General features: G+C 56.9%; 24 protein-coding genes. 12 read left to right on the plus strand and 12 right to left on the minus strand.

Going from position 1 to position 23,359, the window contains the following annotated elements; translation table 11 throughout:
• Positions 1-35: 35 nt before the first annotated feature.
• A complete protein-coding gene (locus ABI171_RS23610; protein WP_348094989.1) occupies positions 36-1,481 on the plus strand; it encodes an alkaline phosphatase in 1,446 nt (481 codons plus the stop codon).
• A gap of 65 nt (positions 1,482-1,546) precedes the next feature.
• On the plus strand, positions 1,547-2,257 hold the full coding sequence (locus tag ABI171_RS23615) for a hypothetical protein (RefSeq protein WP_348094990.1): 711 nt from the start codon (positions 1,547-1,549) through the stop codon (positions 2,255-2,257).
• Between the two features lie 124 nt (positions 2,258-2,381).
• Here ABI171_RS23615 and ABI171_RS23620 read toward each other — a convergent pair whose 3' ends face one another.
• Together ABI171_RS23620 and ffh are read right to left on the minus strand one after the other, a co-directional pair.
• On the minus strand, positions 2,382-2,750 hold the full coding sequence (locus ABI171_RS23620; protein WP_348095009.1) for an SWIB/MDM2 domain-containing protein: 369 nt from the start codon (positions 2,748-2,750) through the stop codon (positions 2,382-2,384).
• A gap of 322 nt (positions 2,751-3,072) precedes the next feature.
• Positions 3,073-4,440: a signal recognition particle protein gene (gene ffh / locus ABI171_RS23625; RefSeq protein WP_062119146.1), complete on the minus strand. Its 1,368-nt coding sequence runs from the start codon at positions 4,438-4,440 to the stop codon at positions 3,073-3,075.
• 312 nt (positions 4,441-4,752) lie between these two features.
• Here ffh and ccsA point away from each other — a divergent pair, with 312 nt between their 5' ends.
• From ccsA to ABI171_RS23675, 10 genes are all read left to right on the plus strand, one after another.
• Positions 4,753-5,562 carry a cytochrome c biogenesis protein CcsA gene (gene ccsA / locus ABI171_RS23630; protein WP_348094991.1) on the plus strand — a complete coding sequence of 270 codons (810 nt, stop codon included), beginning with the start codon at positions 4,753-4,755 and terminating at the stop codon, positions 5,560-5,562.
• Entirely contained in the window at positions 5,559-5,843 is a 285-nt protein-coding gene (locus tag ABI171_RS23635; protein WP_348094992.1) for a PP0621 family protein, read from the plus strand. Before ccsA ends, ABI171_RS23635 begins: the two co-directional genes overlap by 4 nt.
• A 97-nt stretch (positions 5,844-5,940) precedes the next feature.
• Positions 5,941-7,686: an ATP-binding protein gene (locus tag ABI171_RS23640; protein WP_348094993.1), complete on the plus strand. Its 1,746-nt coding sequence runs from the start codon at positions 5,941-5,943 to the stop codon at positions 7,684-7,686.
• Positions 7,687-7,711: 25 nt separating this feature from the next.
• Positions 7,712-9,187, plus strand: coding sequence for a sigma-54 dependent transcriptional regulator (locus ABI171_RS23645; RefSeq protein ID WP_348094994.1), 1,476 nt, complete (start codon positions 7,712-7,714; stop codon positions 9,185-9,187).
• A 12-nt stretch (positions 9,188-9,199) separates the two neighbouring features.
• Complete coding sequence (gene ampD / locus ABI171_RS23650) at positions 9,200-9,838, plus strand: 1,6-anhydro-N-acetylmuramyl-L-alanine amidase AmpD (RefSeq protein WP_348094995.1); 639 nt, start codon at positions 9,200-9,202, stop codon at positions 9,836-9,838.
• Between the two features lie 474 nt (positions 9,839-10,312).
• Positions 10,313-13,240 (plus strand): ribonucleoside-diphosphate reductase subunit alpha, encoded by a 2,928-nt coding sequence (locus tag ABI171_RS23655; RefSeq protein ID WP_348094996.1) that lies wholly within the window; start codon positions 10,313-10,315, stop codon positions 13,238-13,240.
• A 78-nt stretch (positions 13,241-13,318) separates the two neighbouring features.
• Complete coding sequence (locus ABI171_RS23660) at positions 13,319-14,527, plus strand: ribonucleotide-diphosphate reductase subunit beta (RefSeq protein WP_348094997.1); 1,209 nt, start codon at positions 13,319-13,321, stop codon at positions 14,525-14,527.
• Positions 14,528-15,029: 502 nt separating this feature from the next.
• The gene (locus ABI171_RS23665; RefSeq protein ID WP_348094998.1) at positions 15,030-15,749 is read left to right on the plus strand and encodes a histone H1-like repetitive region-containing protein; all 720 of its coding nucleotides are present in this window, start codon (positions 15,030-15,032) and stop codon (positions 15,747-15,749) included.
• A gap of 378 nt (positions 15,750-16,127) precedes the next feature.
• Positions 16,128-16,670, plus strand: a complete 543-nt coding sequence (locus ABI171_RS23670; RefSeq protein WP_348094999.1) for a YggT family protein — start codon at positions 16,128-16,130, stop codon at positions 16,668-16,670.
• Positions 16,667-17,011, plus strand: a complete 345-nt coding sequence (locus tag ABI171_RS23675) for a DUF167 domain-containing protein (RefSeq protein WP_348095000.1) — start codon at positions 16,667-16,669, stop codon at positions 17,009-17,011. Before ABI171_RS23670 ends, ABI171_RS23675 begins: the two co-directional genes overlap by 4 nt.
• Positions 17,012-17,088: 77 nt before the next feature.
• Here ABI171_RS23675 and bfr read toward each other — a convergent pair whose 3' ends face one another.
• From bfr to ABI171_RS23725, 10 genes are all read right to left on the minus strand, one after another.
• A complete protein-coding gene (gene bfr, locus ABI171_RS23680) occupies positions 17,089-17,559 on the minus strand; it encodes a bacterioferritin (RefSeq protein WP_348095001.1) in 471 nt (156 codons plus the stop codon).
• Between the two features lie 294 nt (positions 17,560-17,853).
• Positions 17,854-18,270 (minus strand): biopolymer transporter ExbD, encoded by a 417-nt coding sequence (locus ABI171_RS23685; RefSeq protein ID WP_348095010.1) that lies wholly within the window; start codon positions 18,268-18,270, stop codon positions 17,854-17,856.
• The gene (locus ABI171_RS23690) at positions 18,270-19,019 is read right to left on the minus strand and encodes a MotA/TolQ/ExbB proton channel family protein (RefSeq protein ID WP_348095002.1); all 750 of its coding nucleotides are present in this window, start codon (positions 19,017-19,019) and stop codon (positions 18,270-18,272) included. The genes ABI171_RS23685 and ABI171_RS23690 overlap by 1 nt, the downstream gene beginning before the upstream one ends.
• A 74-nt stretch (positions 19,020-19,093) precedes the next feature.
• A complete protein-coding gene (locus ABI171_RS23695; protein WP_348095003.1) occupies positions 19,094-19,777 on the minus strand; it encodes an energy transducer TonB in 684 nt (227 codons plus the stop codon).
• A gap of 23 nt (positions 19,778-19,800) precedes the next feature.
• Complete coding sequence (locus ABI171_RS23700; protein WP_348095004.1) at positions 19,801-20,031, minus strand: (2Fe-2S)-binding protein; 231 nt, start codon at positions 20,029-20,031, stop codon at positions 19,801-19,803.
• A gap of 92 nt (positions 20,032-20,123) precedes the next feature.
• Positions 20,124-20,444, minus strand: a complete 321-nt coding sequence (locus tag ABI171_RS23705; RefSeq protein ID WP_348095005.1) for a hypothetical protein — start codon at positions 20,442-20,444, stop codon at positions 20,124-20,126.
• 92 nt (positions 20,445-20,536) lie between these two features.
• Positions 20,537-20,734, minus strand: a complete 198-nt coding sequence (locus tag ABI171_RS23710) for a hemin uptake protein HemP (RefSeq protein WP_038493167.1) — start codon at positions 20,732-20,734, stop codon at positions 20,537-20,539.
• A 251-nt stretch (positions 20,735-20,985) separates the two neighbouring features.
• Entirely contained in the window at positions 20,986-22,221 is a 1,236-nt protein-coding gene (locus tag ABI171_RS23715; RefSeq protein ID WP_348095006.1) for a class I SAM-dependent RNA methyltransferase, read from the minus strand.
• 89 nt (positions 22,222-22,310) lie between these two features.
• Positions 22,311-22,913, minus strand: a complete 603-nt coding sequence (locus tag ABI171_RS23720) for a 2-hydroxychromene-2-carboxylate isomerase (protein ID WP_348095007.1) — start codon at positions 22,911-22,913, stop codon at positions 22,311-22,313.
• Positions 22,914-22,932: 19 nt separating this feature from the next.
• On the minus strand, positions 22,933-23,358 hold the full coding sequence (locus ABI171_RS23725) for a CopD family protein (protein WP_348095008.1): 426 nt from the start codon (positions 23,356-23,358) through the stop codon (positions 22,933-22,935).
• Position 23,359: the final 1 nt, after the last annotated feature.

A 23,359-nucleotide genomic window follows, 5' to 3' on the forward strand; every position in this document is an offset into this window, starting at 1 on the left:
AAACAGAATTTGTCGCGCATATACAAAGGTCAGACATGAGAAACAATAAGCTAGTTATCCAGCAAACCAAGCAGCAGTTCCAGCATCGCATCTGCCAATGCGCCATGGCGTGCGCGCTGTCGTCGTTATTTGCCGCCACCGTGATTGCCGCAGATGTCGTACCGGCCAAGGCCAAGAACGTCATTTTCTTTTTGGGAGATGGCATGGGGCCAGTGACCGTCACTGCCGCGCGCATCTATGGCCATGGCGAAGCCGGACGCCTGACGATGGAAACATTGAACCGCACCGCGCGGATTAAAACCTTTTCACTGGACGGCCAGACTACCGACAGCGCACCGTCGATGGCGGCCTACATGACCGGCGTCAAGATGAAGAATGACGTCATCTCGATGTCGTCCGACACCAGTGCCTTCGACGCCAACGGCAAGCCTTATCAAAGCAACGCCGACTCTACCTGCGTCGCCGGCAACGGCCAGGCGGTGCAAACCTTGCTTGAGTTGTCGAAGGGCGCAGGCAAGGCGGTCGGCGCTGTCAGTACCACCCGCATCAGCCACGCCACGCCGGCGGCAACCTATGCGCATGTCTGCAACCGCGATGCCTACAACACCATCACGGAGCAGGCCACACCAGGCGCGCCGCGCTACAACCTGGCATTGAAAGACGGCGTCGATGTTTTGCTTGGCGGCGGTCTGCGCCATTTCCTGCCGAAGGCCAATCCGGCCAGCAAGCGCAACGATAACCTTGATCCCTTGAGCCTGTTCAAGGCCGCCGGTTATACCTACGTCGCCTCCGGCACGGAATTGAAAGCCGTCAATCCTGCCAACGTCAGCAAACTGCTCGGCTTGTTTACCGCCAGCGATATGGATTACGAGTTGGACCGCGTCAAGCAGAAGCTGAACCAGCCGAGCCTGGCTGAGATGACGGAAAAGGCCATCGGCGTGCTGAAGAAAAATCCGAACGGCTATTTCCTGATGGTGGAAGGTGGCCGCATCGATCATGCCTTGCATGGCACCAACGCCAAGCGCGCGCTGGAAGATACGCTGGCATTCGACGCCGCCATCAAGAAGGCGCTGGAGCTGGTCGATTTGAAAGATACCTTGATCGTGGTGACTGCCGACCATGACCACGCGATCGGCTTCAACGGCTATCCGAAGCGCGGCAATCCGATCCTGGGCAAGGTCGCCAATTACTACGACGGCAAACTGGCGCTGGCGGCCGACGGCAAACCCTACACCACGCTGGTGTTCGGCAACGGCAGTGCGCCACGACGGCCGGAAGATGCAGACCTGACCAATGTCGATACCGAAGCCGACGATTATCTGCAGCAAGTCGGTGTGCGCTTTGCCGGCTCGCCCGGATCCGAAACGCACGGCGGCGGCGACGTCATGCTGTTCTCGGCCGGCGCGGGCAGCGACAGCTTCAAAGGCACGTTTGAAAACATCAAGGTATTCGGCAAGGTCAAGACTGCGCTTGGTTTGTAATATGGTTTCCTGAGTAGTACTTAAGCCGCCATCGTCGCGATGGCGGCATCTTTTTTGGTGGAAAAATGATGGGCTTTGAAAAATGCAAGATGGGATTGGCGATGACGGCCGCTGCGTTGGGATTGTTGTCGCAGGCGCCGGGCGCCTTGGCAACGGAGGTCGCCGGCGGTCCTGACCAGAATCTGCAGGTCCGGCACTATGCGATGACAGTCGGGCGGGACGGCGTCAAGCGTGAAACCACTTTCATCGAGCGACTATATCGCCGCAATGACCAGGTCTGGACCGAACGCGTGATCGCCGGCGAGGCTGCCGACGATCGCAAGCACGAGCAAGATCACGGTGGCCATAGTCACCCGGACGCCGGCAGCGCGCCGATGTGGGTGCGGCGCAAGGCGGATGGTTCGCTGGATGCACGCCTGGTCGAGCGCGATCAGCGGCGCAGCGTCAAGGTCGATTCCCAGTACTACGGCAATATCGGCTACAACGGCAGCTGGGGCAGTACGTTTTATTTGAGCGATCCGCAGAGCTTGAAAAGCATGCGTGCGGTAGGGGTTGTCAAAGACGGCGTCCAGCAATACGAAAGCAGGCGCGGCGATTTGACGGTGCGCGTCAGCTGGGACATCAAGGGTGCGTACCCACGCAAGGTAGAGTCGGAAGACGCGCATGGACGCACACGCCGTGAGACCCAGGTCAGCGTGATCGAGGCGCCCAAGGTCTTGCCGTGGAAGACGCTGGCAGGCTATGCTGAAATCGACTATTCGGATCTGCTCGACTGAATCATGCAGGCCGATCCGGTGAGGATGAAAATCCTGCGGAAACAAAAACGCCCGCGCGGTGCGGGCGTTTTTGTTTGGCACCTAGGGCGGCGCAATACAATAAATTGCGGCTAAGCCCCAAGCATTATTTCAAGTGATCGGAAATGAGTTTTGTCATTTCAAACATCGACACTTCTTTTTTGCCGCCAAAGACAGCTTTCAATTTGTCATCTGCAAGAATATTGCGCTTGTTTGCCGGATTTTGCAGATTGTGCTTCTTGATGTATTCCCAAACTTTCTTGGTGACTTCAGTGCGTGGCAACGGGGTCGCGCCGACAACCGCAGCCAGGATAGCCGATGGCGTCAGTGGCTTCATGAATGCGGCATTTGGCTTGCGCGCTACAGTACCGGCTTTAACTTCTTTTTTAGGAGCTGCCTTCGGTGCCGATTTAGTCGGCGCTTTGGCTGGTGCGACAGCTTTCTTTGCCGCTGGTTTTTTTGCTGCTGTGGCCATCTTTGAGCCTCCTTCAGGGATATTGAGAAAATGCGTCAAGCACGCATCGCTAATAGTGTTGCGCTTTTCCTGGCGATGCAAGTGTTTTTTATGGGTTTGTGCGGGTTTTGATACGGAAGCATAAGCGCCTCTCAGCATCGAGAAATGCCGGATTGGCGCGCTTGAGCGGGCGATTGTGATGACCGGCTTGGATTCAGGTCAGGTAACAATGATCGCCGGTAGCCGGTGTGAGCCATACTGAAATGGCATTAATTTTGCGAAAAGCCTTGCAAGTCAATGACTTGCAAGGCTTTTCGGTTCCACGAACGTACTGACGAAAGAGTTAGCGCATGCCCGGCATCATGCCCTTCATGCCGCGCATCATTTTCATCATGCCGCCACCTTTGAGCTTTTTCATCATCGACTGCATTTGGTCAAATTGCGACAGCATGCGGTTGACTTCCTGTACCTGGACCCCGGCCCCGACCGCAATACGGCGTTTACGCGAAGCCTTGATCAGCTCCGGCTTGGCCCGTTCCTGGGCCGTCATCGAGTTGATGATGCCTTCCATCCGGCGCACCTGTTTCTCCGCCTGGTCCATATTGGCGCCGCCCGCGGCTTGCTGGAATTGCGCCGGCAACTTGTCCATCAGGTTCGACAGGCCGCCCATTTTCTTCATCTGGCCGAGCTGCGCCTTGAAGTCGTTGAGGTCGAATTTGCCGCCACCCTTGATTTTGTGCGCCAGATCCTTGGCCGCTGCGACATCGACGCCTTTCTGCGCTTCTTCGACCAGTGCCAGGATGTCGCCCATGCCGAGAATGCGGTTGGCCATGCGGGTTGGATCGAACGCTTCCAGGCCGTCCAGTTTTTCAGCGGTGCCGGCAAACTTGATCGGCTTGCCGGTGATATGCCGGACCGACAGCGCCGCGCCGCCGCGCGCATCGCCGTCCAGTTTGGTCAGTACGATACCTGTCAGCGGCAGCGCATCGCTGAAGGCTTTGGCGGTATTGATCGCATCCTGGCCGAGCATGGCGTCGACCACGAACAAGGTTTCGATCGGCTTGACGGCTGCGTGGATGGCGCTGATTTCTTTCATCATCGCTTCGTCGATGCCCAGGCGGCCGGCGGTGTCGATGATCAGGACGTCGTGATAATGGCGCTTGGCGTAGTCCAGCGCAGCCAGTGCGATATCCACCGGCTTGTCGGTAATCTCGGTCGGGAAAAAGTCGGCGCCGACCTGGGCCGTCACGGTCTGCAACTGGCCGATCGCCGCCGGGCGATAGACGTCGGCGGAAACGGTCAATACCTTTTTCTTCTTTTGTTCGCGTAGATATTTGGCGAGCTTGCCGACGGTGGTGGTTTTACCTGCACCCTGCAGGCCCGCCATCAGGATGATCGCCGGCGGCTGGGTGGCAAAACTCAGTTGCGAAGCTTCCGGGCCGAGATCGGCGCCCATCAGCGAGGCCAGCTCGCGCTGCACCACGCCGACCAGGGCCTGGCCCGGGGTCAGCGAGGCAATGACCTCTTCGCCCAGCGCTTTTTGTTTAACGTTGGCGATAAATTCGCGCACAGCGGGCAGGGCGACGTCGGCTTCCAGCAAGGCCAGGCGGACTTCGCGCAGCATCTCCGCAGTATTGGTTTCGGTAAGACGCGCTTCGCCGCGCATGGTTTTGACGACTTTGGCGAGGCGTTGGGTAAGATTGTCGAGCATGGGTACGCAGCGTTTCCAGAAGAGATGCAATCGGTCAATGTGAACCGGTTTGCGCGTAATTAATCGTCTGACTGTCTGACTAATAGGTTAACGCGCTATAACGGGGCACAGTAAAGCTTGTAAACCGCCATTTTACCTGATGCCGGGCAAAGACCAAGCATTCAGGGCCGCGCTGTAACAAACGGGCCGCCATCAAAATAATAGAGTGGAAATGATGCGTAAGTTGCAAGAAATGCGGATTGCCTGCATCCACAGCAATGTTCGCCTTGTTTGAGCACGCCGCGCAGACGCCACATGTTGTAAACTTACACGATGCAAACATCTCTTTTCGTTCTGGTGGCGCTGCTTTATATAGGCTGCACCTTTTTGCCGTCGAGCCGGCGCCAGACTATTTCGATCGTGGTCGCCGCTGCCTGGTTGCTGCATGGCGGCGTGCTGTGGACCGACGTGGTCGGACCGGAGGAGTTGCGGGTCGGATTTTCGATGATGCTGTCGGCGACCTTATGGGTCTCGGTAGCCGCCTACTGGCTGGAGAACCGCAATTACGCGTTGGACGGTTTGCGGGTGCTGGTGCTGCCGATGGCGGCCTTGGCGGCGGTGTTGCCGGCGATATTCCCGGGAAATATGGTGCCATTGAACGACAAATCGCCGATCTTCCTGTGGCATATCGTGATCTCCATCCTGGCTTACAGTACCCTGACGATTGCTGCTTTCCATGCGGTGCTGATGGTGCTGCAGGAATCGCGCCTGCATACGCGGCCGGGCGGCGTCAAAGCCGGCTGGTTCGGACTGGCACTGGATCGTTTGCCGGCATTGCTGACGATGGAAAAACTGTTGTTCCGTCTGATTGCGTTTGGATTTTTCCTGTTGACGCTGACGGTGCTGTCGGGCGTGGTCTTTTCCGAAGAGTTGTTTCACAAAGCATTCAAATGGGATCACAAGACCATTTTCACCATGTTGTCATGGGCGCTGTTCGGCCTGTTGCTGGCCGGCCGCAAGTGGCAGGGCTGGCGCGGCCGCACCGCGCTGAGTTTCACCTTGACCGGATTTGCCATTTTATTATTGGCGTATGTAGGGAGCCGTTTTGTGCTTGAAGTCGTGTTGCATCGGGTATTAGTATGAAATTTCTTATCTTGATTGTCATTGTGCTGGCCGTTGTCGTCTGGCTGCAGCGCTTGAAAAAAAATCTCGGCCAGGGCCGTCCTTCGTCGGGCGGCGCGCCTTTCCCTGGCACTGGCGCCGGTTCAGGCGGCGCGGCCTCAGCTGCGAACGAACCCGGGCAGGCGGAAGCCATGGTGGCCTGTGTACATTGCGGCATGCATTTTCCGGCATCGGAAGCGATTGCCGATGCTTCCGGCGCTGTGTTTTGTAGCGCGGAACACCGTCGCCTGCATGCTTCCTGATCCAGTCAAACATTGAATCGCCGCCTTTATTCCCGGCTCCCGCCGATCGCGGACGGCCTGCGATTTCAACATGCATCGTGAGACAGGAAAATTGCGCATGACCAGCTCCCGCTCCCGCCTCACCCCGCTGAGCGATAAACCGGATACTTTCTGGCGCACGCTGCAGACCTTCAACGTAACGCGGATCGTGGTTGCGATGGTGATGCTGGCTTATCTCAGCAGCCAAAGCAGAAGCGAAATCTGGTTTTCGCAACTCGTTACGAATCCGGAAACCTGCGGAATCTATCTGCTATGCGCGATCGTCTTTACGCTGGTGACCGCGTATCACCACCGCCATTACATGCTGCAGATCGTGCTGCCGATTACGGTCGACTTGGTCGCGGTGTCGATTCTGTACGTCGGCGCGGGCGGCGCTAAAAGCGGCCTTGCGATCTTGTACCTGTTCCCGCTGGCTGGTGCTGCCATTTTGGCGCCGTTGCTGGTAGCGCTATTCTTTGTATCGATCGCGACCATGGTCTTGCTGGCCGAAAGCGGCTACCAGATCTTGCAGTCGGCGCCCGACATCTCCACAGTGCAAGCCGGTTTGTATGGTGGCGCCTTCTTCTTCGCGGTGCTGGTGATCAACCGTCTGGCCAACAAACTGATCAAGCAGGAAGAGCTGGCGACCCAGCGCGGCAGGGATTTGCGGGTGCAGATGGATATCAACCGCATCGCCATCAAGGACATGGGCGACGGCTTGCTGGTGGTCGATCCGATCGGCACGCTGATCATGGCCAACCCGGCCGCCGAGCGCATGCTGGGCCTGTCTTTCTCGCTGCAGGACGAAGAAGCGCGCCATAAATTGAGCGACTATGCGCTGCTGGCGCCGATCACCGATGCCCTGTTTTCCTGGGAATCACGAGTCAGCGACCTGCCTCGGAGCGGTTCGCCGGTGGTCGGCGAGGCGGTATTCGTCACCATCAAGCATACCGATGACCTGGGCCAGGAAGCGGCTGCCATCGACTGGAGCGGGCGGCGCGAGCTGGCGGCGCATTTGAAAGTACGCTTTGCCGCGGTCAGGATGCGCGAACTGAGCGAGTACCGCGCGGTTATTTTCCTGCAAGATGTCAGTGAAATCGAAAACCAGGCGCAGCAACTGAAACTGGCGGCCATGGGGCGCCTGACCGCCAGCATTGCCCATGAGGTCCGCAATCCGCTGGCGTCGATTTCCTATGCCGCCACCTTGCTGTTGGAGGAAGCGGAGAGCCAGACGCAGATACGTTTGCTGACGATTGTCGAAGACAACGTCGCGCGCCTGAACCGCATGATCGAGGATATCCTTAAACTGTCGCGCAAGGCGCAACGGCAGATAGAGCCGATTCAACTGGTGCCGCTGTTGCAGGATATCGTCAATGAGATGAGCCAGACCCATGCAGTGGCGCCTGGCGCGATTGCCTTGCAGGTAGACCCGGCGGACCGCTATAGCGTCTGGTTCGATCCGCTGCATCTGCGCGAAGTAGTGACCAACTTGTTGTCGAATGCCGTGCGTTACGCCAGCGGCAGGCCGGGCGGGATGCGTTTGCATGTCATGTCCAACGTAGCCGGACGCCTGGAGCTTCATGTGCAGGATGATGGCGAGCCGATCTCGCCGGCGGTGCGGGCCCACCTGTTCGAGCCGTTTTACACCACCTCCAGCAAAGGCACCGGACTGGGCTTGTTTTTAGCGCGCGAGTTGTGTTTGAATAATGGCGCACTACTTGATTACGAATACCGGCATGATGTTCAAGGACAGAATTCCAGCCATGTGAGTGGTCGTTTTGTTATTGCGTTTGCTCCCCATGATCCATTGTCATTAGCTGACTAGAACTGACTATAAAAAGACCATTGCCATGAGTTCACCCCGTATTCTGGTCGTCGATGACGAAGCCCATCTGCGCGAATTGCTAGAGATAGCGTTGGTCAAGATGGGGCTCGACGTCGACAGCGCCGACAGCCTGGCCGCGGCGCGCAGCCATCTGGCAAACAATGACTATGCGCTGATCCTGACCGATATGCGGTTGCCGGACGGTCTCGGCATCGAACTGGTGCGCGAAGTCACCGGCGGCGACAAGGTCATTCCGATCGCAGTGATTACCGCCTATGGCAGCGCCGACAATGCCGTGATCGCTTTGAAAGCCGGCGCTTTCGACTATCTGTCGAAGCCCGTGGCGCTGGATCAGCTGCGATTGATGGTGCAATCGGCATTGCGTATCGGTAAGCCGGCCGATAGTCCGCGCCAGCCAGGCGACGCCAAGACGCGTGGCAATGCCGCGTTGCGCCTGATCGGCCAGTCCGCCGCCATGCAGGAGCTGCGGACCCAGATTGTGCGGCTGGCGCGCAGCATGGCGCCGGTAGCGATTACCGGCGAGTCTGGTAGCGGCAAAGAATTGGCGGCGCGCGATATTCACGCGCTCAGCCCGCGTGCCGACAAGCCGTTTGTCGCGGTCAATTGCGGCGCTATTCCGGAAGCCTTGATGGAAGCGGAATTCTTCGGCTACCGCAAAGGCGCGTTTACCGGCGCCGCCGATGACCGTGAAGGATTTTTCCAGGCGGCCAATGGCGGCACGCTATTGCTGGACGAGGTCGCCGATCTGCCATTGGCGATGCAGGTCAAGCTATTGCGCGCGATTCAAGAGCGGCGCGTGCGCAAGGTTGGAGCGACGGTAGAAGAGCCGGTGGACGTCCGTTTGATCAGCGCTACGCACCAGAATCTGGCCGAGTGTGTCGAATCAGGTAGATTTCGCCAGGATTTGTACTATCGTTTGAATGTTATCGAATTAAAATTACCGCCGTTGCGCGAGCGCCTGGATGATCTTGGTTTGCTGATCGCAGCGGTGCTAGGACGCTTGGCGGCGTATGCGCCGCAGGCGGCGCCGGTGACGCTGACGCCGGCGGCCATGGCGGCTTTATGTGCTTACGGGTTCCCGGGAAATGTGCGCGAACTCGAAAATATTCTGGAACGCGCGCTGGCGTTTGCCAACGATGGCGTCATCGAAGTCGCGGATCTTGGCTTGAAGGGTGGCGGCAATGGTCGTCCGCCTGAGCCTCAGGGCATGGATGACGCTTATGCGGATGCCGGCCTGGCCAGCTTGCCGGCCAGCTTCGAACCGGTTGTGGCAACTGCAGCAACGGCGGCATCGCTATTAAGCGGGTCCGAATTGCCGCCATCGTTGCCGGATTATCTGGATGATATCGAACGCGATGTCATCCGGCGCGCACTGACGCGCACGCATTTCAACCGGACCAAGGCAGCCGATCTGCTGGGCATCAGCTTTCGCCAGCTACGCTACCGGATGCAGCGGCTATCGATTCACGAGCAGGACTAAGGCCAGGTAACAATGACGGAGCAGAGTACAGTTCACCCTTACTTTGAAGTCGGCGCCGATGGCTGGTGCCGTCCGGATGAAGTGGTGCGCCAGTCTTCGCCCAATTGCGACGCCCGGCCGGACGGCTGTGTCACCGACCTGCTGGTGATCCATAACATCAGTTTGCCACCCGGCCAGTTTGGCGGCCCCTATATTGCCGACCTGTTCGGCAACCGGCTGGCGTATGACGCCCATCCTTATTTCGAACAGCTGCGTCCGCTGCGGGTTTCCTCGCATTTTCTGATATTGCGCGACGGCGGCGTCATCCAGTTCGTGTCCGCAAATGAACGCGCCTGGCATGCCGGCGTCTCCTCTTTTGAGGGGCGCGAGCGCTGCAACGATTTTTCGATCGGGATCGAGCTGGAGGGCACCGATTTCGAGAAGTTTTCCGAAATGCAATATGGTGCGCTGGCTGCCTTGACCTACGCTTTGCAGTTGCGTTATCCGTTGGCGGCAGTGGCCGGCCATGAACATATCGCGGCCGGCAGAAAGACCGATCCGGGGCCGTTTTTCGACTGGACCCAATACCAGCAAGCCTTAGCCGGGTATACGCCGCAAGCCTCCGGCAAGCTGCCGCTGCGCTTTCCCGCCATAGACAAAAAAGTCAATTGATTAGTCTCTTTTTGCGTATAAAAAAGATCCTACTTTTGGATTGCATCAGCGAGGTCTAGGTACTACAATTAGTAAAAATCAAATCCAGAAACCTATATGTAGTGTTTTTTTGTATCTCTTCATTGGCTGGTGTTGCATGGTCTGTCCACCGTGTGGTGTTTTGTTTTTGTACTCATATCAGTATAAATGCAGGTGTCGGACAGGCTGCTAAGCGGCCTCTGGATTTGTTGTCGGTCATCGTTGCACTCCTTTTTTGTCTCGGCCCTTTGCCGTATTTCGCATATCTGTTTTTAACGTTGAATTTTCTCTTTTTATCGTGATTTGAGCGTCGGTCATGAACGCTTGCCGGCAGGTTGCCGGTACCACAATGGCTGATGCAGCAATACAGTTTCTGAACCATCAACGGTTCCAAGGTTCTAATTAATCACAGCAGGCGTAATGAGTTCGTCTGCTTTCATAGTCTCGGGAGGCTCAGTGCAATCTACTCAAGAAATTTCCGTTAAATCATCAGCCGAAGTTGCTGGTGTTCCGTCGTCAACCGGTAGCGGCTCTCCCGTCAAGGTATCCAGCAGTTTTGGCGATTACAGAATTATCCGGCGCAATGGCGCCGTGGTCGGCTTCGAGCCGTCCAAGATCTCGATCGCCGTGACCAAGGCTTTCCTCGCCGTCAACGGCGGCCAGGGTGCGGCATCGGCGCGCGTGCGCGAGCTGGTCGAGCAACTGACGTCAAACGTCGTCGCCGCCTTGGTGCGTCGCCAGCCGAACGGCGGTACCTTCCATATCGAAGACATCCAGGACCAGGTCGAACTGTCCCTGATGCGCTCCGGCGAACATGATGTGGCGCGTGCCTATGTGCTGTATCGCGCCAAGCGCATGGAAGAACGCTTGCAACAGCAGACGCCTGCCAAATCAGCGGCCGCCGGTGCGGAACTGTTTGTCACTGAAGATGGCCAGCGCCGCGTGCTCGACATGAACCAGGTGCGTGACTTGATCACTGCAGCCTGTATCGGCCTGGAAACGCATGTTAACGCCGAAGCCATCCTGGCTGAAACCGTCAAGAACCTGTACGACGGCGTGCCGGTTGAAGAGCTGCACAAGTCGGCGATCCTGGCGGCGCGCGCGTTGATGGAAAAAGACCCTGCGTACAGCACGGTTACTGCACGCCTGCTGATGCACACCATCCGCAAGGAAGTGTTCGGCAAGGAAGTGGCGCAAGCCGACGCGCCGGCGGAATACCTTGAATATTTCCCGAAATTTATTAAAAAGGGTATTGAAGCCGATCTGCTGGATAGCAACCTGGCGCAATTCGACCTGGCGAAACTGGGCGAAGCCCTGCAGCCGGAACGCGACCTGCAATTCGGCTACCTCGGCCTGCAAACGCTGTACGACCGTTATTTCCTGCACGTGCGCGATATCCGCATTGAAATGCCGCAAGCGTTCTACATGCGGGTGGCGATGGGTCTGGCGCTGAACGAAGTCAACCGCGAAGCGCGCGCCATCGAGTTCTACAATCTGTTGTCCAGCTTTGACTTCATGAGCTCGACGCCGACCCTGTTCAACTCCGGTACGCAACGTTCGCAGCTGTCGTCCTGCTACCTGACGACGGTTGCCGACGATCTCGACGGCATCTACGAAGCCATCAAGGAAAACGCCTTGCTGGCCAAGTACGCCGGCGGCCTGGGCAACGACTGGACGCCAGTGCGTTCGCTGGGCGCCCACATCAAGGGCACTAACGGCAAGTCGCAAGGCGTGGTGCCGTTCCTGAAAGTGGTCAACGACACTGCAGTGGCAGTCAACCAGGGCGGCAAGCGCAAGGGCGCGGTCTGCGCCTATCTGGAAACCTGGCACATGGACATCGAGGAATTCCTCGACCTGCGTAAAAATACCGGCGATGACCGCCGCCGTACCCACGACATGAACACCGCCAACTGGATTCCTGACCTGTTCATGAAGCGCGTGATGGAAAAGGGCGATTGGACCCTGTTCTCGCCTAGCGATGCGCCGGACCTGCACGACAAGGTCGGCAAGGCCTTTGAAGCCGCCTACACCGGCTACGAAGCCAAGGCTGCCCGTGGCGAACTGCGCCTGTTCAAGAAGATCCAGGCGCTCGACCTGTGGCGCAAGATGCTGTCGATGCTGTTTGAAACCGGCCACCCATGGATCACCTTCAAGGATCCATGCAACATCCGTTCGCCGCAGCAGCACGTCGGCATGGTTCACAGCTCGAATCTGTGCACCGAGATCACGCTGAACACCAACGAATCCGAGATCGCGGTCTGCAATCTGGGCTCGGTCAACCTGCCGGCGCACATGAAAGACGGCCAGCTGGACCACGCCAAATTGCAGAAAACCATCAATACTGCGATGCGCATGCTGGATAATGTGATCGATATTAACTATTATGCAGTGAAGAAGGCGCGTGATTCCAATCTGCGGCACCGTCCGGTTGGTCTCGGCATCATGGGTTTCCAGGATTGCCTGCACATGATGCGCATGCCTTACGCTTCGAAAGCAGCGGTTGAATTTGCCGATACGTCGATGGAAGCCGTCTGCTTCCACGCTTATTGGGCATCGACCGAACTGGCGGAAGAGCGCGGCCGTTACAGCAGCTATCGCGGTTCCTTGTGGGACCGAGGCATTCTGCCGCAGGATTCGGTGAAACTGCTGGCGGAAGAGCGCGGCGGCTACCTTGAGGTAGACATGTCGGCAGCGCTGGACTGGACTGAACTGCGCGGCCGCATCAAGGAATTCGGCATGCGCAATTCGAATTGCGTGGCGATTGCCCCGACAGCGACGATCTCGAACATCATTGGTGTATCGGCTTGTATCGAACCGACCTACCAGAATCTGTACGTGAAATCGAACCTGTCCGGCGAGTTCACTGAAATCAATGCATACCTGGTGCGGGACTTGAAAGCGCGCGGTCTGTGGGATGAAGTCATGATCTCCGACCTCAAGTATTTCGACGGCAGCCTGGCCAAGATCGACCGCATTCCGCAAGATCTGCGCGACATCTACGCAACAGCATTTGAAGTCGAGCCGTCCTGGCTGGTGGAAGCTGCATCGCGCCGCCAGAAATGGATCGACCAGGCACAATCGCTGAATATCTATATGGCAGGCGCATCGGGCAAGAAGCTGGATGAAACCTACAAGCTGGCATGGCTGCGTGGTTTGAAAACCACTTACTACCTGCGCACCATCGGCGCGACGCATACCGAGAAGTCGACCTCGAAAACCGGCGCACTGAATGCAGTGTCGGTAGATGGCGGCATCAGCGGCGGCGCGGCGGCGACTTACGGCACTGCACCAATTGCGGCTGCGGAGCCGATGGAGCTGGATGGTCCTGCATGCACCATGCGTCCTGGCGATCCAGGGTTTGAAGAGTGCGAAGCCTGCCAGTAACGCTGTTCAGATAAAACGACATATTGCAAAGTAGGGTGGGCACAGGTGCTCACCCTGCGAAAGATAAAAGGAAAAAGAATGCTCTCCTGGGATGAAGAAACAAGTTCCGCACCCGCTCCTCGTGCTCCGGCCCTGCCATTACAGCCGCAGCCACACCTGCAAGGCGCACAGCCAGCGTTTGCGCCTTCGGCTCGCCCGCAAATGTCTGACGCCGTCCTGGATCCATCGCTGATGGGACAAGCTGTGCCAGCCCCCGTGGTCGATGTCACCCATCGCGTGAATGCCGCCGACAAGCGCATCATCAATGGCCATACCGACGTCAACCAGCTGGTGCCGTTCAAATACAAATGGGCCTGGGACAAGTACCTGGCCGGCTGCGCCAACCATTGGATGCCGCAGGAAATCAACATGCAGCGCGATATCGAGCTGTGGAAGAACCCGAACGGCCTGACCGACGACGAACGCCGCCTGGTCAAGCGCAACCTGGGATTTTTCGTCACCGCCGACTCGCTCGCCGCCAACAATATCGTGCTCGGCACCTACCGCCACATCACTGCGCCGGAATGCCGCCAGTACCTGTTGCGCCAGGCTTTTGAAGAAGCGATCCACACCCACGCCTATCAATACATCGTGGAATCGCTGGGTCTGGACGAAGCGGAAATCTTCAATGCGTATCACGAAGTCAAATCGATCCGCGACAAAGACGAGTTCCTGATTCCCTTCATCAATACGCTGACCGATCCCGAGTTCAAGACCGGCACGACGGAAAACGATCAGAAATTGCTGCGCTCGCTGATCGTGTTTGCCTGCATCATGGAAGGACTTTTCTTCTACGTCGGATTCACGCAGATCCTTGCGCTGGGCCGTCAGAACAAGATGATGGGCGCCGCCGAACAGTATCAATACATTCTGCGCGACGAGTCGATGCACTGCAATTTCGGGATCGATTTGATCAACACGATCAAGATGGAAAACCCGCATTTGTGGACGCCGGAATTCCGCGACGAAATTAAAGCGTTGTTTTTAAGCGCAGTGGAGTTGGAATATCGCTACGCAGAGGATACAATGCCGCGTGGAGTGCTCGGTTTGAATGCGCCAATGTTCAAAGGGTATTTGCGGTTCATCGCAAATCGCCGCGCGCAACAGATCGGACTGGACCCGATGTTCCCTCAGGAAGAAAATCCCTTCCCCTGGATGAGTGAGATGATCGATCTGAAAAAAGAACGCAACTTTTTTGAGACTCGTGTAATCGAATACCAAACCGGCGGTGCACTGAACTGGGAATAAAGGCTTCAGATCTCGGACAAGAATTATTGTAGTGGATGGATGAGGTGAGGAGACCTGCAGCGCTTAGTACATAAAAAAGTCTGCAAACTGAAAGGTGATTTCCAAACTTAATGAACAACCAAAGACAGAAACGTACTTATCTGTTGTCGCCGCTTACCCCGATTCAATCGGGTTTGGCGGCGTTTTCTTTGGAAAAATCTAAAAATTTTTGTAACAGAATTCCGACGCCGGCTTAGCCGCTGGCGTTTTTTTGGCTAAGGATCGCCGCCGACAGGTGTCGCGAATACCTACTCACCAGTATTGGAACTGGTGAAAAGGCCCTAGCCGATAATGGCTGAAGTGCTGCATCAATGAGGGGATGGAGCAGTTCAGCTGGTGCCGAATTCATTAGCGCAAGCAGAGTTGATTGCGCCGATGAATAATCCGCCGTTCCCATCGCGATGGGTTCGTCGGGTTTCCAACTTGGAGCTTGATTTTTTCCATCACGTGAAGGAGAAACAAAATGGCAACAGCAACAAAGAAACTCGCAGCGAAGAAACCCGCTGCAAAAAAAGCAGCTCCGGCCAAGAAGCCAGTAGCTAAAGCAGCAGCTAAACCAGCAGCTAAAAAGCCAGTTGCTAAAAAAGCTGTAGCGAAAAAACCGGTAGCTAAAGCAGCAGCGAAACCTGCAGCCAAAGCCGCAGCAAAGCCAGCAGCTAAAAAGCCAGTTGCTAAAAAGGCCGTAGCGAAGAAGCCAGTCGCTAAAGCAAAAGCAGCAGCTAAACCAGCAGCTAAGAAGCCGGTTGCTAAGAAAGCCGTAGCTAAGAAGCCAGTAGCTAAAGCAGCAGCAAAGCCAGTAGCTAAGAAAGCGGCAGCTAAACCTGCAGCGAAAAAACCGGTAGCCAAGAAAGCAGCAGCTAAACCTGCAGCAAAAAAACCGGCAGCGAAAGCAGCAGCTAAACCTGCAGCGAAAAAGCCAGTAGCGAAAGCAGCAGCTAAACCAGCGGCAAAAAAGCCGGCAGCTAAGAAAGTCGCGGCTAAGCCAGCAGCAAAAAAGCCGGTAGCTAAGGCAGCAGCGAAACCTGCCGCCAAGCCTGCAGCAGCAGCTAAGCCAGCTGTCAAGAAGGCTGCGAAACCTGCAGCCAAGAAGCCAGCGGCAGCAAAACCTGCAGCAGTTGAGCCAGCCAAGACTGTGCTCAACCCGGCAGCGGCCTGGCCGTTTCCAACTGGCACACGCCCTTAATCGGGAATTGCCAGCGCATCTGATCTGATTCAGATGCATCGCCCGCTGTATAGCCTAGTGCTGTCCAGCGGGTTTTTATTTTTCAGGGGTAGACGCAGACTGGCGATATCCCTCAACGCAATTGGCGCCGCAGCGCGCCGGCGGCGTGTATTCAGATCAAGCTGGAATAGCGGCTATGATGGCGGGCAGAACATTATTTTCCCGATTTGCGGCCGCTTTCCCTCCGCTCGGTATTTTTTCTCCCGTATTCGAGCATCTCAGGAGAACGTATATCGCCAAGATTTATCAAATGAGTTCTAGTATATTGGCTGCACGGTCCGGCTTACGCTGCTGCGGGCCGGTCCGAATCATTGCCCCATCTGGAAAAGGAAACACGTCGTGTTGCAGAATATATTTACCTTGATTATCGAAACCATCGCCAGCGTCCTGGGCGGCGTCCTGTTGCTTCGATTCTGGATTCAGGCGGTGCGCGTACGGCCGCCGCAGCAGCTTGCACAATTCATTTTCACCCTGTCTGACTGGGCGGTAAAGCCGCTGCGGCGGGTGTTGCCAGGGGTAGGCGGCTACGATTGGGCCAGCCTGATCGGTGCGGTGCTGGTCGCCGTCATCTGCATTTTGCTGGAGCTTGGCGTCAGGTCGGCGTTCAACGCTTCCCTGATTTTCAGCTTGTCGGCATTACTGTTTTTCCAGTGGATCTTTTACGGACTGATCGCATTGCTGATCATTGAAGCGATCTTCAGCTGGGTCAACCCGAATGCTCCTCTGGCGCCCTTCGTACGGGCGCTGAATGAACCACTGCTGCGGCCCTTGCGCAGGATTGTCCCGTTGATCGGCAGCGTCGACCTGTCGCCGCTGGTGGCCCTGATACTTTTGCGCGTGGTGCACCAACTGGTGATTTATCTGATCATGACGGTGGCATGAACCGCAAGGCATTCACCGGCGCGCTTGCCGAACCCGCTGCGGCCTGGTGCTCGGCGATAGGCGGCGGTGTGCGCCTGGCGCTGCAGGTGACGCCGAATGCCAAGAAAAGCCAGGTAATCGGGCCGCTGGACGATGTGCTGAAGGTACGCCTGCAAGCCCAGCCGATCGAAGGCAAGGCAAATGAAGCCCTGATCCGCTTTCTGGCGGAGACGCTCGATGTACCGCGCAGCAAGGTGAGCATTACGCACGGCCAGACCAGCAAGCGGAAGCTGGTCGAGGTAACAGGGGCGCAATTGAACCCCGATACCGTGATGCGCAGCTTGCTGGCCGCGGTGCAGTAAGCACGAAAAAAAGCGGCTCCCGACATCACGTCGGGAGCCGCTTTGCATTGGTGGCCGGAGCCGCTTCAGAGCGCCAATCAGGCGTCCATCTGGCTTTGCAGGAAGTTTTGCAGGCCGACCTTGTCGATCAGGTCGAGCTGGGTTTCCAGCCAGTCGATATGTTCTTCGGTATCTTCGAGGATTTCCACGAACAGTTCGCGCGATACATAGTCACTGGCTTTTTCACAAGCGGCGATGCCTTCCTTGACGGTTTTTTGCGCGGCCTGTTCCAGCTTCAAGTCGCATTGCAGCATTTCCGGCGTCGATTCGCCGATCATCAGCTTGTGCAATGCTTGCAGGTTCGGCAAGCCATTCAGCATCAGGATGCGGTCGATCAGCTTGTCGGCGTGTTTCATTTCGCCGATCGACTCTTCGTATTCCTTCTTGCCGAGCTTTTCCAGGCCCCAGTGCTTGTACATGCGGGCATGCAGGAAGTACTGGTTGATCGCTGTCAGTTCGTTGGTGAGCTGCGCATTGAGCAGCGTGATGATTTGTTTTTCGCCTTGCATGGGGACCTCGCTATGATATTGGGGCAGAGTGGGGCGGCAATAAAGTACGGGAACGCAGTATTTATGCCGGCTTCTCACAGGATCGGAGCGTCGTTTTACCGAAATTCAACCGAAATCGCAGCCATGATAGCGCATGCAAAAAGCTTTTTCATCATTAGATAGCGCGAATCATTTTCATTGTGATTTGTGCATCGGTGAAACAGGGAAGGGCGCTGCCTTTGTCGTCGCCAGACGTAAATAGAGCCCGTGCATGGCTGATGCAAGGGCTCTGGAAGATGATGACGGCGGCAAGCCTTACTTGGCGTCGGGCTCGGTAACGAAACCGATTTTCCCGAGGCCGCCAGACTGGGCTGCGGCCATCACCTGTGCGACCTTTTCATATTGCACGGTGCGCGCTGCCCGCAAATGCAGCTCCGGTTGCGGCTGTTTTTGCGCCGCTACCGCGATTCGTGAAGTCAGTTCGTTGCGGTCGATCGCTTCTTCATTCCAGAACAGCTTGCCGTCGGCATCGATCGCCAGGTTGATGTTTTCCGGCTTGGTCTGGTCCGGCTGGTTGGTCGCACGCGGCAGATCGATCTTGACCGCATGGTTCATCACCGGAATGGTCATGATGAAGATGATCAGCAGCACCAGCATGACGTCCACCAGCGGCGTGGTGTTGATTTCCGGATTGAAATCGTCGTCCGAATCGGACAGGGAACCCATGCCCATCATGCACCTTTCACGGCGACCAGCTTGGCGCCATTGCCGGAACCGTTGACGCCGCTGGCGCCGTCAGCTTCATTATTGCTGGAGCGGGAACCGGTCACAAACAGCGCATGCAGGTCGAAGCCGAATTTATTCAGTTTAGCGATGATGGTTTTATTGCCGCGCACCAGGGCGTTATAGCCGAAGGTGGCCGGAATCGCCACCGCCAGGCCGAGCGCAGTCATGATCAGCGCTTCGCCGACCGGACCGGCGACCTTGTCGATGCTGGCCTGGCCGGAAGTACCGATCGACACCAGCGCGTGATAAATGCCCCATACGGTGCCAAACAAGCCCACAAAAGGCGCTGTCGAGCCGACCGAAGCCAGTACCGCCATGCCGGCCTGCAGCTTGCCTGAGACCTCGTCGATCGCTTGTCGTAGGGAAAGGGTGACCCAGTCGCTGACGGATAACTGGTCGTGCAGATGGCCTTTGTGCGCGGCGTGATGGCGCATCGAGGAGACGCCGGCTTGCGCTACTTCGGCAAACGGGTTTTCGGTGCCCAGCGTGGCAATCCCTTCCGGCAGGCTGGTGGTGTCCCAGAACTGGTGGCCGGCGGCGTGGGCGGCGCGCTGGAAGCGCAAGATCTGCAATGCCTTGGTCAATATCACGTACCATGATGCGATCGACATCGCGACCAATAGCACAGCAACGCTTTTGATGACGAAATCGCCCTGGCTCCAGAGCGCCTCTAATCCGTATGGACTTGCTTCCATGATGACTTTCCCCTTGTAACTGTATTGTGAGTGCGGCTGACGTTATGCCGGGCCAAGCCCGGCAGCGCCTTTGATTAATTGGATAGCTGAAAATTGATCGGCACGATGGCAAATACCGGCAGCGCCTTGCCATCTTCCGTATAGGGTTTGAACAAGGCGCGCATGACGGCTTCCTTGGCGGCGTCGTCGAGACGGGCCGAACCAGACGATTTCTGCACTTCGACTCGTTCGGCACGTCCTTTTTCATTGATCAGGACCCGGATGATCGACTTGCCTTCCTCACCCATGCGCTTGGAAGTCGCCGGATATTTCACATCGGGCGGCTGGATGTATTCGACGCCGGAGGTAATCGTGCGTGGCTGTGGCGGCGCTGTAACTGGCGCCGGCGCCGGGGCGGTCGCAGCTGGCGGCGTTTCTTCGCGGGGCTGTGGCGATGGCGTCGGCACAGAAATTGCTGTCTCCGATGGTGTGTTGTTGATGACCGGCGTCGGACGCGGAGGGGTAATGCTCTTTTTTACGATGGCGACGGTTCTCGGCGCTGCCGGCTGCGGTATGGGCGGCGGCGGTTCAGGCGCTTTTTCCGGCGTGATGAAGCTGGCGAAGATTTCCTTCGGCATGACTTGCGCAGCTTGATGGATCAAGCCGCTTTCCAGCGCCCAGAAGAAGGCGACGTGGAGCAGCAGGATCGTGCCTAGCGGGCCGATACGTTTGATTCTTTTCCATGCAAGCGCAGGATGGCTGGTTGCTACTGACGACATGGTTGCGCTCATTCCATCTGACATCAAGCGGCTTGTATGTTTTGTTGAAACACCATTGCATGAACGTGACGGAGGGCTGCGGGCGCCTGGTTATCCAGACACTCGCGCAGCACGCTTTTTGCACAAGAATGGCACTTGCCGCAGCAGGTGGCAATGCCCAGGTTCTCGCGTAATTCAGACATGGAAGTCATGCCCGAATCGACAGCCTGCCGGATTTTTCTATCAGAAACGTTGTTGCATACACAAACAATCATTTTGCACCCTACTGCCATAGTGGAAGGCAGATTAAAATTAAGAATCGGCCGACAAAGATGCTGGTGCGGCCTTATGGTTTATCGATACTTCTCTAAAACACCCGATTGCCGGCTACTAACCTGCTGAACAGATTGTGTTTTTCCGGCAGCGGCATGGTGCTCTCCACTACCGTGCCCCATTGCTCCGACAACTGCTGACAGGTGGCGCGCAACACCGGCGCCAGATTCGGCAAATCGGCCAGCGCCTTCAAATGCCGCTCGATCACCGAGGCCAGCTTGACGCAAGCGCTGGTTTCCTGGCTGTTCGCGGTGTAATGCGACATCAGGTGCAATACCGCCGAGACCAGCAGTTCCGGTTGCGCCGGTGCACTGTTGGGCTCTACGAAAGCCCGATTGATTTTCTCCGAAACCATCAAGTACTCCTGGTGTGACTCGCTGGCTGGCTTCCGTTTGCTGCAGGCGGGCTTCACAAGTTCTGGCAAATGAAAACTGCTTTTGCGATCCCTTACGCTGTCAGGATCAGCTTGTTCAGCTGGGTCAGCCTGAGTTTGTAGATCCTGCCGCCATGATCGATTTCAAGTTCACGCATTTGTTTGAACAGATCCTGGCTCTTGATACGTGTGACCGCAGATGCAACTGACTTCGTGATGCTGGATACCGGGGCTTTCTCAAGCTGTACTTCACGTCGTATCGAGTGGCTCATAATAGTCCTTTCTGTAAATGCGAACAATTCGTATTTGTATTATTGGCTACTTGAGCCTGGAATGCAAGTGCTTTTAGCGCATCGTGCCGGGGCGCTACAGAATCATGCTTTGCGAACAATAAAGTGCCTGGGCCGGCGCTAAAGCACAGCAGCAACGTCATTGATGAAGGGGAGGGGGAGGGGAAGCAGGATGTAAAACAAGCGCAAAGAATGCGCTTGTTTAAGGGGAAATTGCTAATTGGAGCAGATTATCATTCAGCCTTGGGCTTGGCCGCCTCGCGACGATTGAAACCCGCCACCATATCGAAGCGGAACAGGCGGCATTCCAGGGCGCCGTTGAAAAACGGTGTCTTGCGCGCTTCTTTCAGGCGCAGCAGCTTGGGCAAGCCGAGATCGGCCGAGAACAGGAAGATGCTCCAGCCGGCAAAGCGCTGTTTCAGCGTGGTGCTGAAGGCGGTGAAGAAGGCCGTCAGCAAGTCGTCGCTGCTCAGGGTGCTGTCGCCGCGCACGCCGATCCGCTCGCCATACGGCGGGTTGGTCAGCATGATGCCGCTCTCTGCATCGTTGGGCGGCTTGACTTCCTGCGCTTCGATCTGTTTGATCGGCACTTCAAACAGGATGCCCGCATTGCGCAGGTTGTTTGCCGCAATCTGTACCATGTCGCCGGAGATGTCGCTGCCGAAAATGGTTGGTGTCGTCGGCAAAGGGTTGGGTTTGAAGCTGCCTTTGATGGCCTGCCATTTGGCGCTCTCGAAATCGTTGAATTTTTCAAACGCAAAATGACGACGGGCGCCGGCTGGAATACCTGCCAGGATCTGGGCTGCCTCGATCAGGATCGTGCCCGAACCGCACATCGGGTCGAACAGGACAGTGCCGGGCTTCCAGCCGGAAGTGCGCAGCAGGCCGGCGGCCAGGTTTTCACGCAGCGGCGCATCGCCGGTTTCGGCGCGCCAGCCGCGCTTGAACAGGGCTTCGCCGGAAGTATCGAGGTACAGAGTGAAATTATGGGCGTCGAGAAAGCCGACGATGCGCATGTCCGGCGTGCCGGTGTCGACTGACGGCCGTTCATTGCACAGGTCGCGGAAACGATCACAGATGCCATCCTTGATCTTCAACGTGGTGAATTGCAGGCTGCGTAACGGCGATTTCACTGCAGTGACGTCGACGCGGATGGTGTGGCTGACCGGAAACCAGCTTTCCCATTCCTGTTCCAGCGTCATGTCGTAGATATCGTTTTCGTTCTTGTAGGCGCCGTGCGTCAGGCGCAGCAGCACCCGGCTGGCAATCCGCGAGTGCAGGTTGATGCGCCAGGCGTCGCTCAGCAAGCCGGAACAATGCACGCCGCCGGGAACCTGGGTATGTACCTTGAGGGTCACGGCAGGCGCGCCGAATTGGGCGATTTCATTCAGTTCCTCTGCCAGTGCGCCTTCCAGGCCGCGCGGGCAAGGGCAGAAATAGGAGTGTTTATCAGTAGATTGGTGCGACATGGTGGGGAACCCTTTATCCGTAGAGGTGAAAACGGGAGACTCTCTAGGTTTTCGAGTCTCCCTGAACTGCTTTAATGAAAATACAAAATCTATCTGGCGAAGGCGCGCTCGACGAAATCCAGCCGGTCCTGGCCCCAGAATGCCTCGCCATCAACCACATACCAAGGGGCGCCGAAGATGCTGGCGGAAATCGCCTCCTCGGTAAAACGATCGAATTCGCTCTGGACGCTGGCGGTTTCTGCCGACTTCAGCAAGGTTTTGCCGTCATGGCCAAGTTCCGAGGCAATCGCAGCCAGCGTGGCGTCATCGGCGATATTGCGCTGTTCTGCCCAGACAGCCCGCATTATAGCGCCGGTCAGCGCCAGGGCGGCTTCCGTTCCATGCGCCAGTTGCACGGCGATGATGAGTTTTGCCGCATTATCGCTTTGCACCGGGAAGAAAGTCGGCTGCAGATTCAACGGCACTTGCAGATAGTCGCTCCAGCGCCGTAGTTCCTCTAGCCGGTAAGCCTGGCGCTGAGGGGCGCGTTTGGCCAACGGCAGGCCGCCCGAAGTATTGAAGACCTTCGACAAGTCGCAAGGCTTCAATGCAATTTTGACATTGTACTGTTTGGCTAAAGCAACCAGGCGCGCGTGGCCCAGATAGGCGAAGGGTGAATGCGGCGCGAAATAATATTCACAAAGCTTGCTCATGGCTGGTTCCAGGGTAAGGTTAGAACGGTTTGACAACGACCAGGATCACAATCGCCAGCAGCAAGATGACCGGGATTTCATTGAAATAGCGGAACCAGGCATGGCTGCGGGTATTGACGCCCTTTTCGAATTTCTTGAGCAGGCTGCCGCAGGCATGGTGGTAGCCGATCACCAGGAGCACCAAAAACAGCTTGGCATGCATCCAGCCGTTGCCAGGGCCGGTTTTGCCGATACCGTAGCCCAGCCACATCCAGGCGCCGAATAAAATCGCCGGCAGCGCCAGCATGGTCGTGAAGCGATACAGCTTGCGCGCCATCAGCAGCAATCGTTGCGTGGCGACCGGGTTGGTTTCCTGCGCCAGGTTGACCAGGATGCGCGGCAGGTAGAACAGGCCGGCAAACCAGGACGCGATGAAGACGATATGCAGCGATTTGATCCAGAGCATG

The sequence above is a fragment of the Collimonas sp. genome (genome assembly GCF_039923675.1).
In the GTDB taxonomy this organism is placed as follows: domain Bacteria; phylum Pseudomonadota; class Gammaproteobacteria; order Burkholderiales; family Burkholderiaceae_D; genus Collimonas.

Coding starts and splice junctions, on each gene's coding strand:
- ABI171_RS23610 (WP_348094989.1), top strand. CDS start 36: ATGAGAAACAATAAGCTAGTTATCCAGCAAACCAAGCAGCAGTTCCAG.
- ABI171_RS23615 (WP_348094990.1), top strand. CDS start 1,547: ATGATGGGCTTTGAAAAATGCAAGATGGGATTGGCGATGACGGCCGCT.
- ABI171_RS23620 (WP_348095009.1), bottom strand. CDS start 2,750: ATGGCCACAGCAGCAAAAAAACCAGCGGCAAAGAAAGCTGTCGCACCA.
- ffh (WP_062119146.1), bottom strand. CDS start 4,440: ATGCTCGACAATCTTACCCAACGCCTCGCCAAAGTCGTCAAAACCATG.
- ccsA (WP_348094991.1), top strand. CDS start 4,753: ATGCAAACATCTCTTTTCGTTCTGGTGGCGCTGCTTTATATAGGCTGC.
- ABI171_RS23635 (WP_348094992.1), top strand. CDS start 5,559: ATGAAATTTCTTATCTTGATTGTCATTGTGCTGGCCGTTGTCGTCTGG.
- ABI171_RS23640 (WP_348094993.1), top strand. CDS start 5,941: ATGACCAGCTCCCGCTCCCGCCTCACCCCGCTGAGCGATAAACCGGAT.
- ABI171_RS23645 (WP_348094994.1), top strand. CDS start 7,712: ATGAGTTCACCCCGTATTCTGGTCGTCGATGACGAAGCCCATCTGCGC.
- ampD (WP_348094995.1), top strand. CDS start 9,200: ATGACGGAGCAGAGTACAGTTCACCCTTACTTTGAAGTCGGCGCCGAT.
- ABI171_RS23660 (WP_348094997.1), top strand. CDS start 13,319: ATGCTCTCCTGGGATGAAGAAACAAGTTCCGCACCCGCTCCTCGTGCT.
- ABI171_RS23665 (WP_348094998.1), top strand. CDS start 15,030: ATGGCAACAGCAACAAAGAAACTCGCAGCGAAGAAACCCGCTGCAAAA.
- ABI171_RS23675 (WP_348095000.1), top strand. CDS start 16,667: ATGAACCGCAAGGCATTCACCGGCGCGCTTGCCGAACCCGCTGCGGCC.
- bfr (WP_348095001.1), bottom strand. CDS start 17,559: ATGCAAGGCGAAAAACAAATCATCACGCTGCTCAATGCGCAGCTCACC.
- ABI171_RS23685 (WP_348095010.1), bottom strand. CDS start 18,270: ATGGGCATGGGTTCCCTGTCCGATTCGGACGACGATTTCAATCCGGAA.
- ABI171_RS23690 (WP_348095002.1), bottom strand. CDS start 19,019: ATGGAAGCAAGTCCATACGGATTAGAGGCGCTCTGGAGCCAGGGCGAT.
- ABI171_RS23695 (WP_348095003.1), bottom strand. CDS start 19,777: ATGTCGTCAGTAGCAACCAGCCATCCTGCGCTTGCATGGAAAAGAATC.
- ABI171_RS23700 (WP_348095004.1), bottom strand. CDS start 20,031: ATGATTGTTTGTGTATGCAACAACGTTTCTGATAGAAAAATCCGGCAG.
- ABI171_RS23705 (WP_348095005.1), bottom strand. CDS start 20,444: ATGGTTTCGGAGAAAATCAATCGGGCTTTCGTAGAGCCCAACAGTGCA.
- ABI171_RS23710 (WP_038493167.1), bottom strand. CDS start 20,734: ATGAGCCACTCGATACGACGTGAAGTACAGCTTGAGAAAGCCCCGGTA.
- ABI171_RS23715 (WP_348095006.1), bottom strand. CDS start 22,221: ATGTCGCACCAATCTACTGATAAACACTCCTATTTCTGCCCTTGCCCG.
- ABI171_RS23720 (WP_348095007.1), bottom strand. CDS start 22,913: ATGAGCAAGCTTTGTGAATATTATTTCGCGCCGCATTCACCCTTCGCC.
- ABI171_RS23725 (WP_348095008.1), bottom strand. CDS start 23,358: ATGCTCTGGATCAAATCGCTGCATATCGTCTTCATCGCGTCCTGGTTT.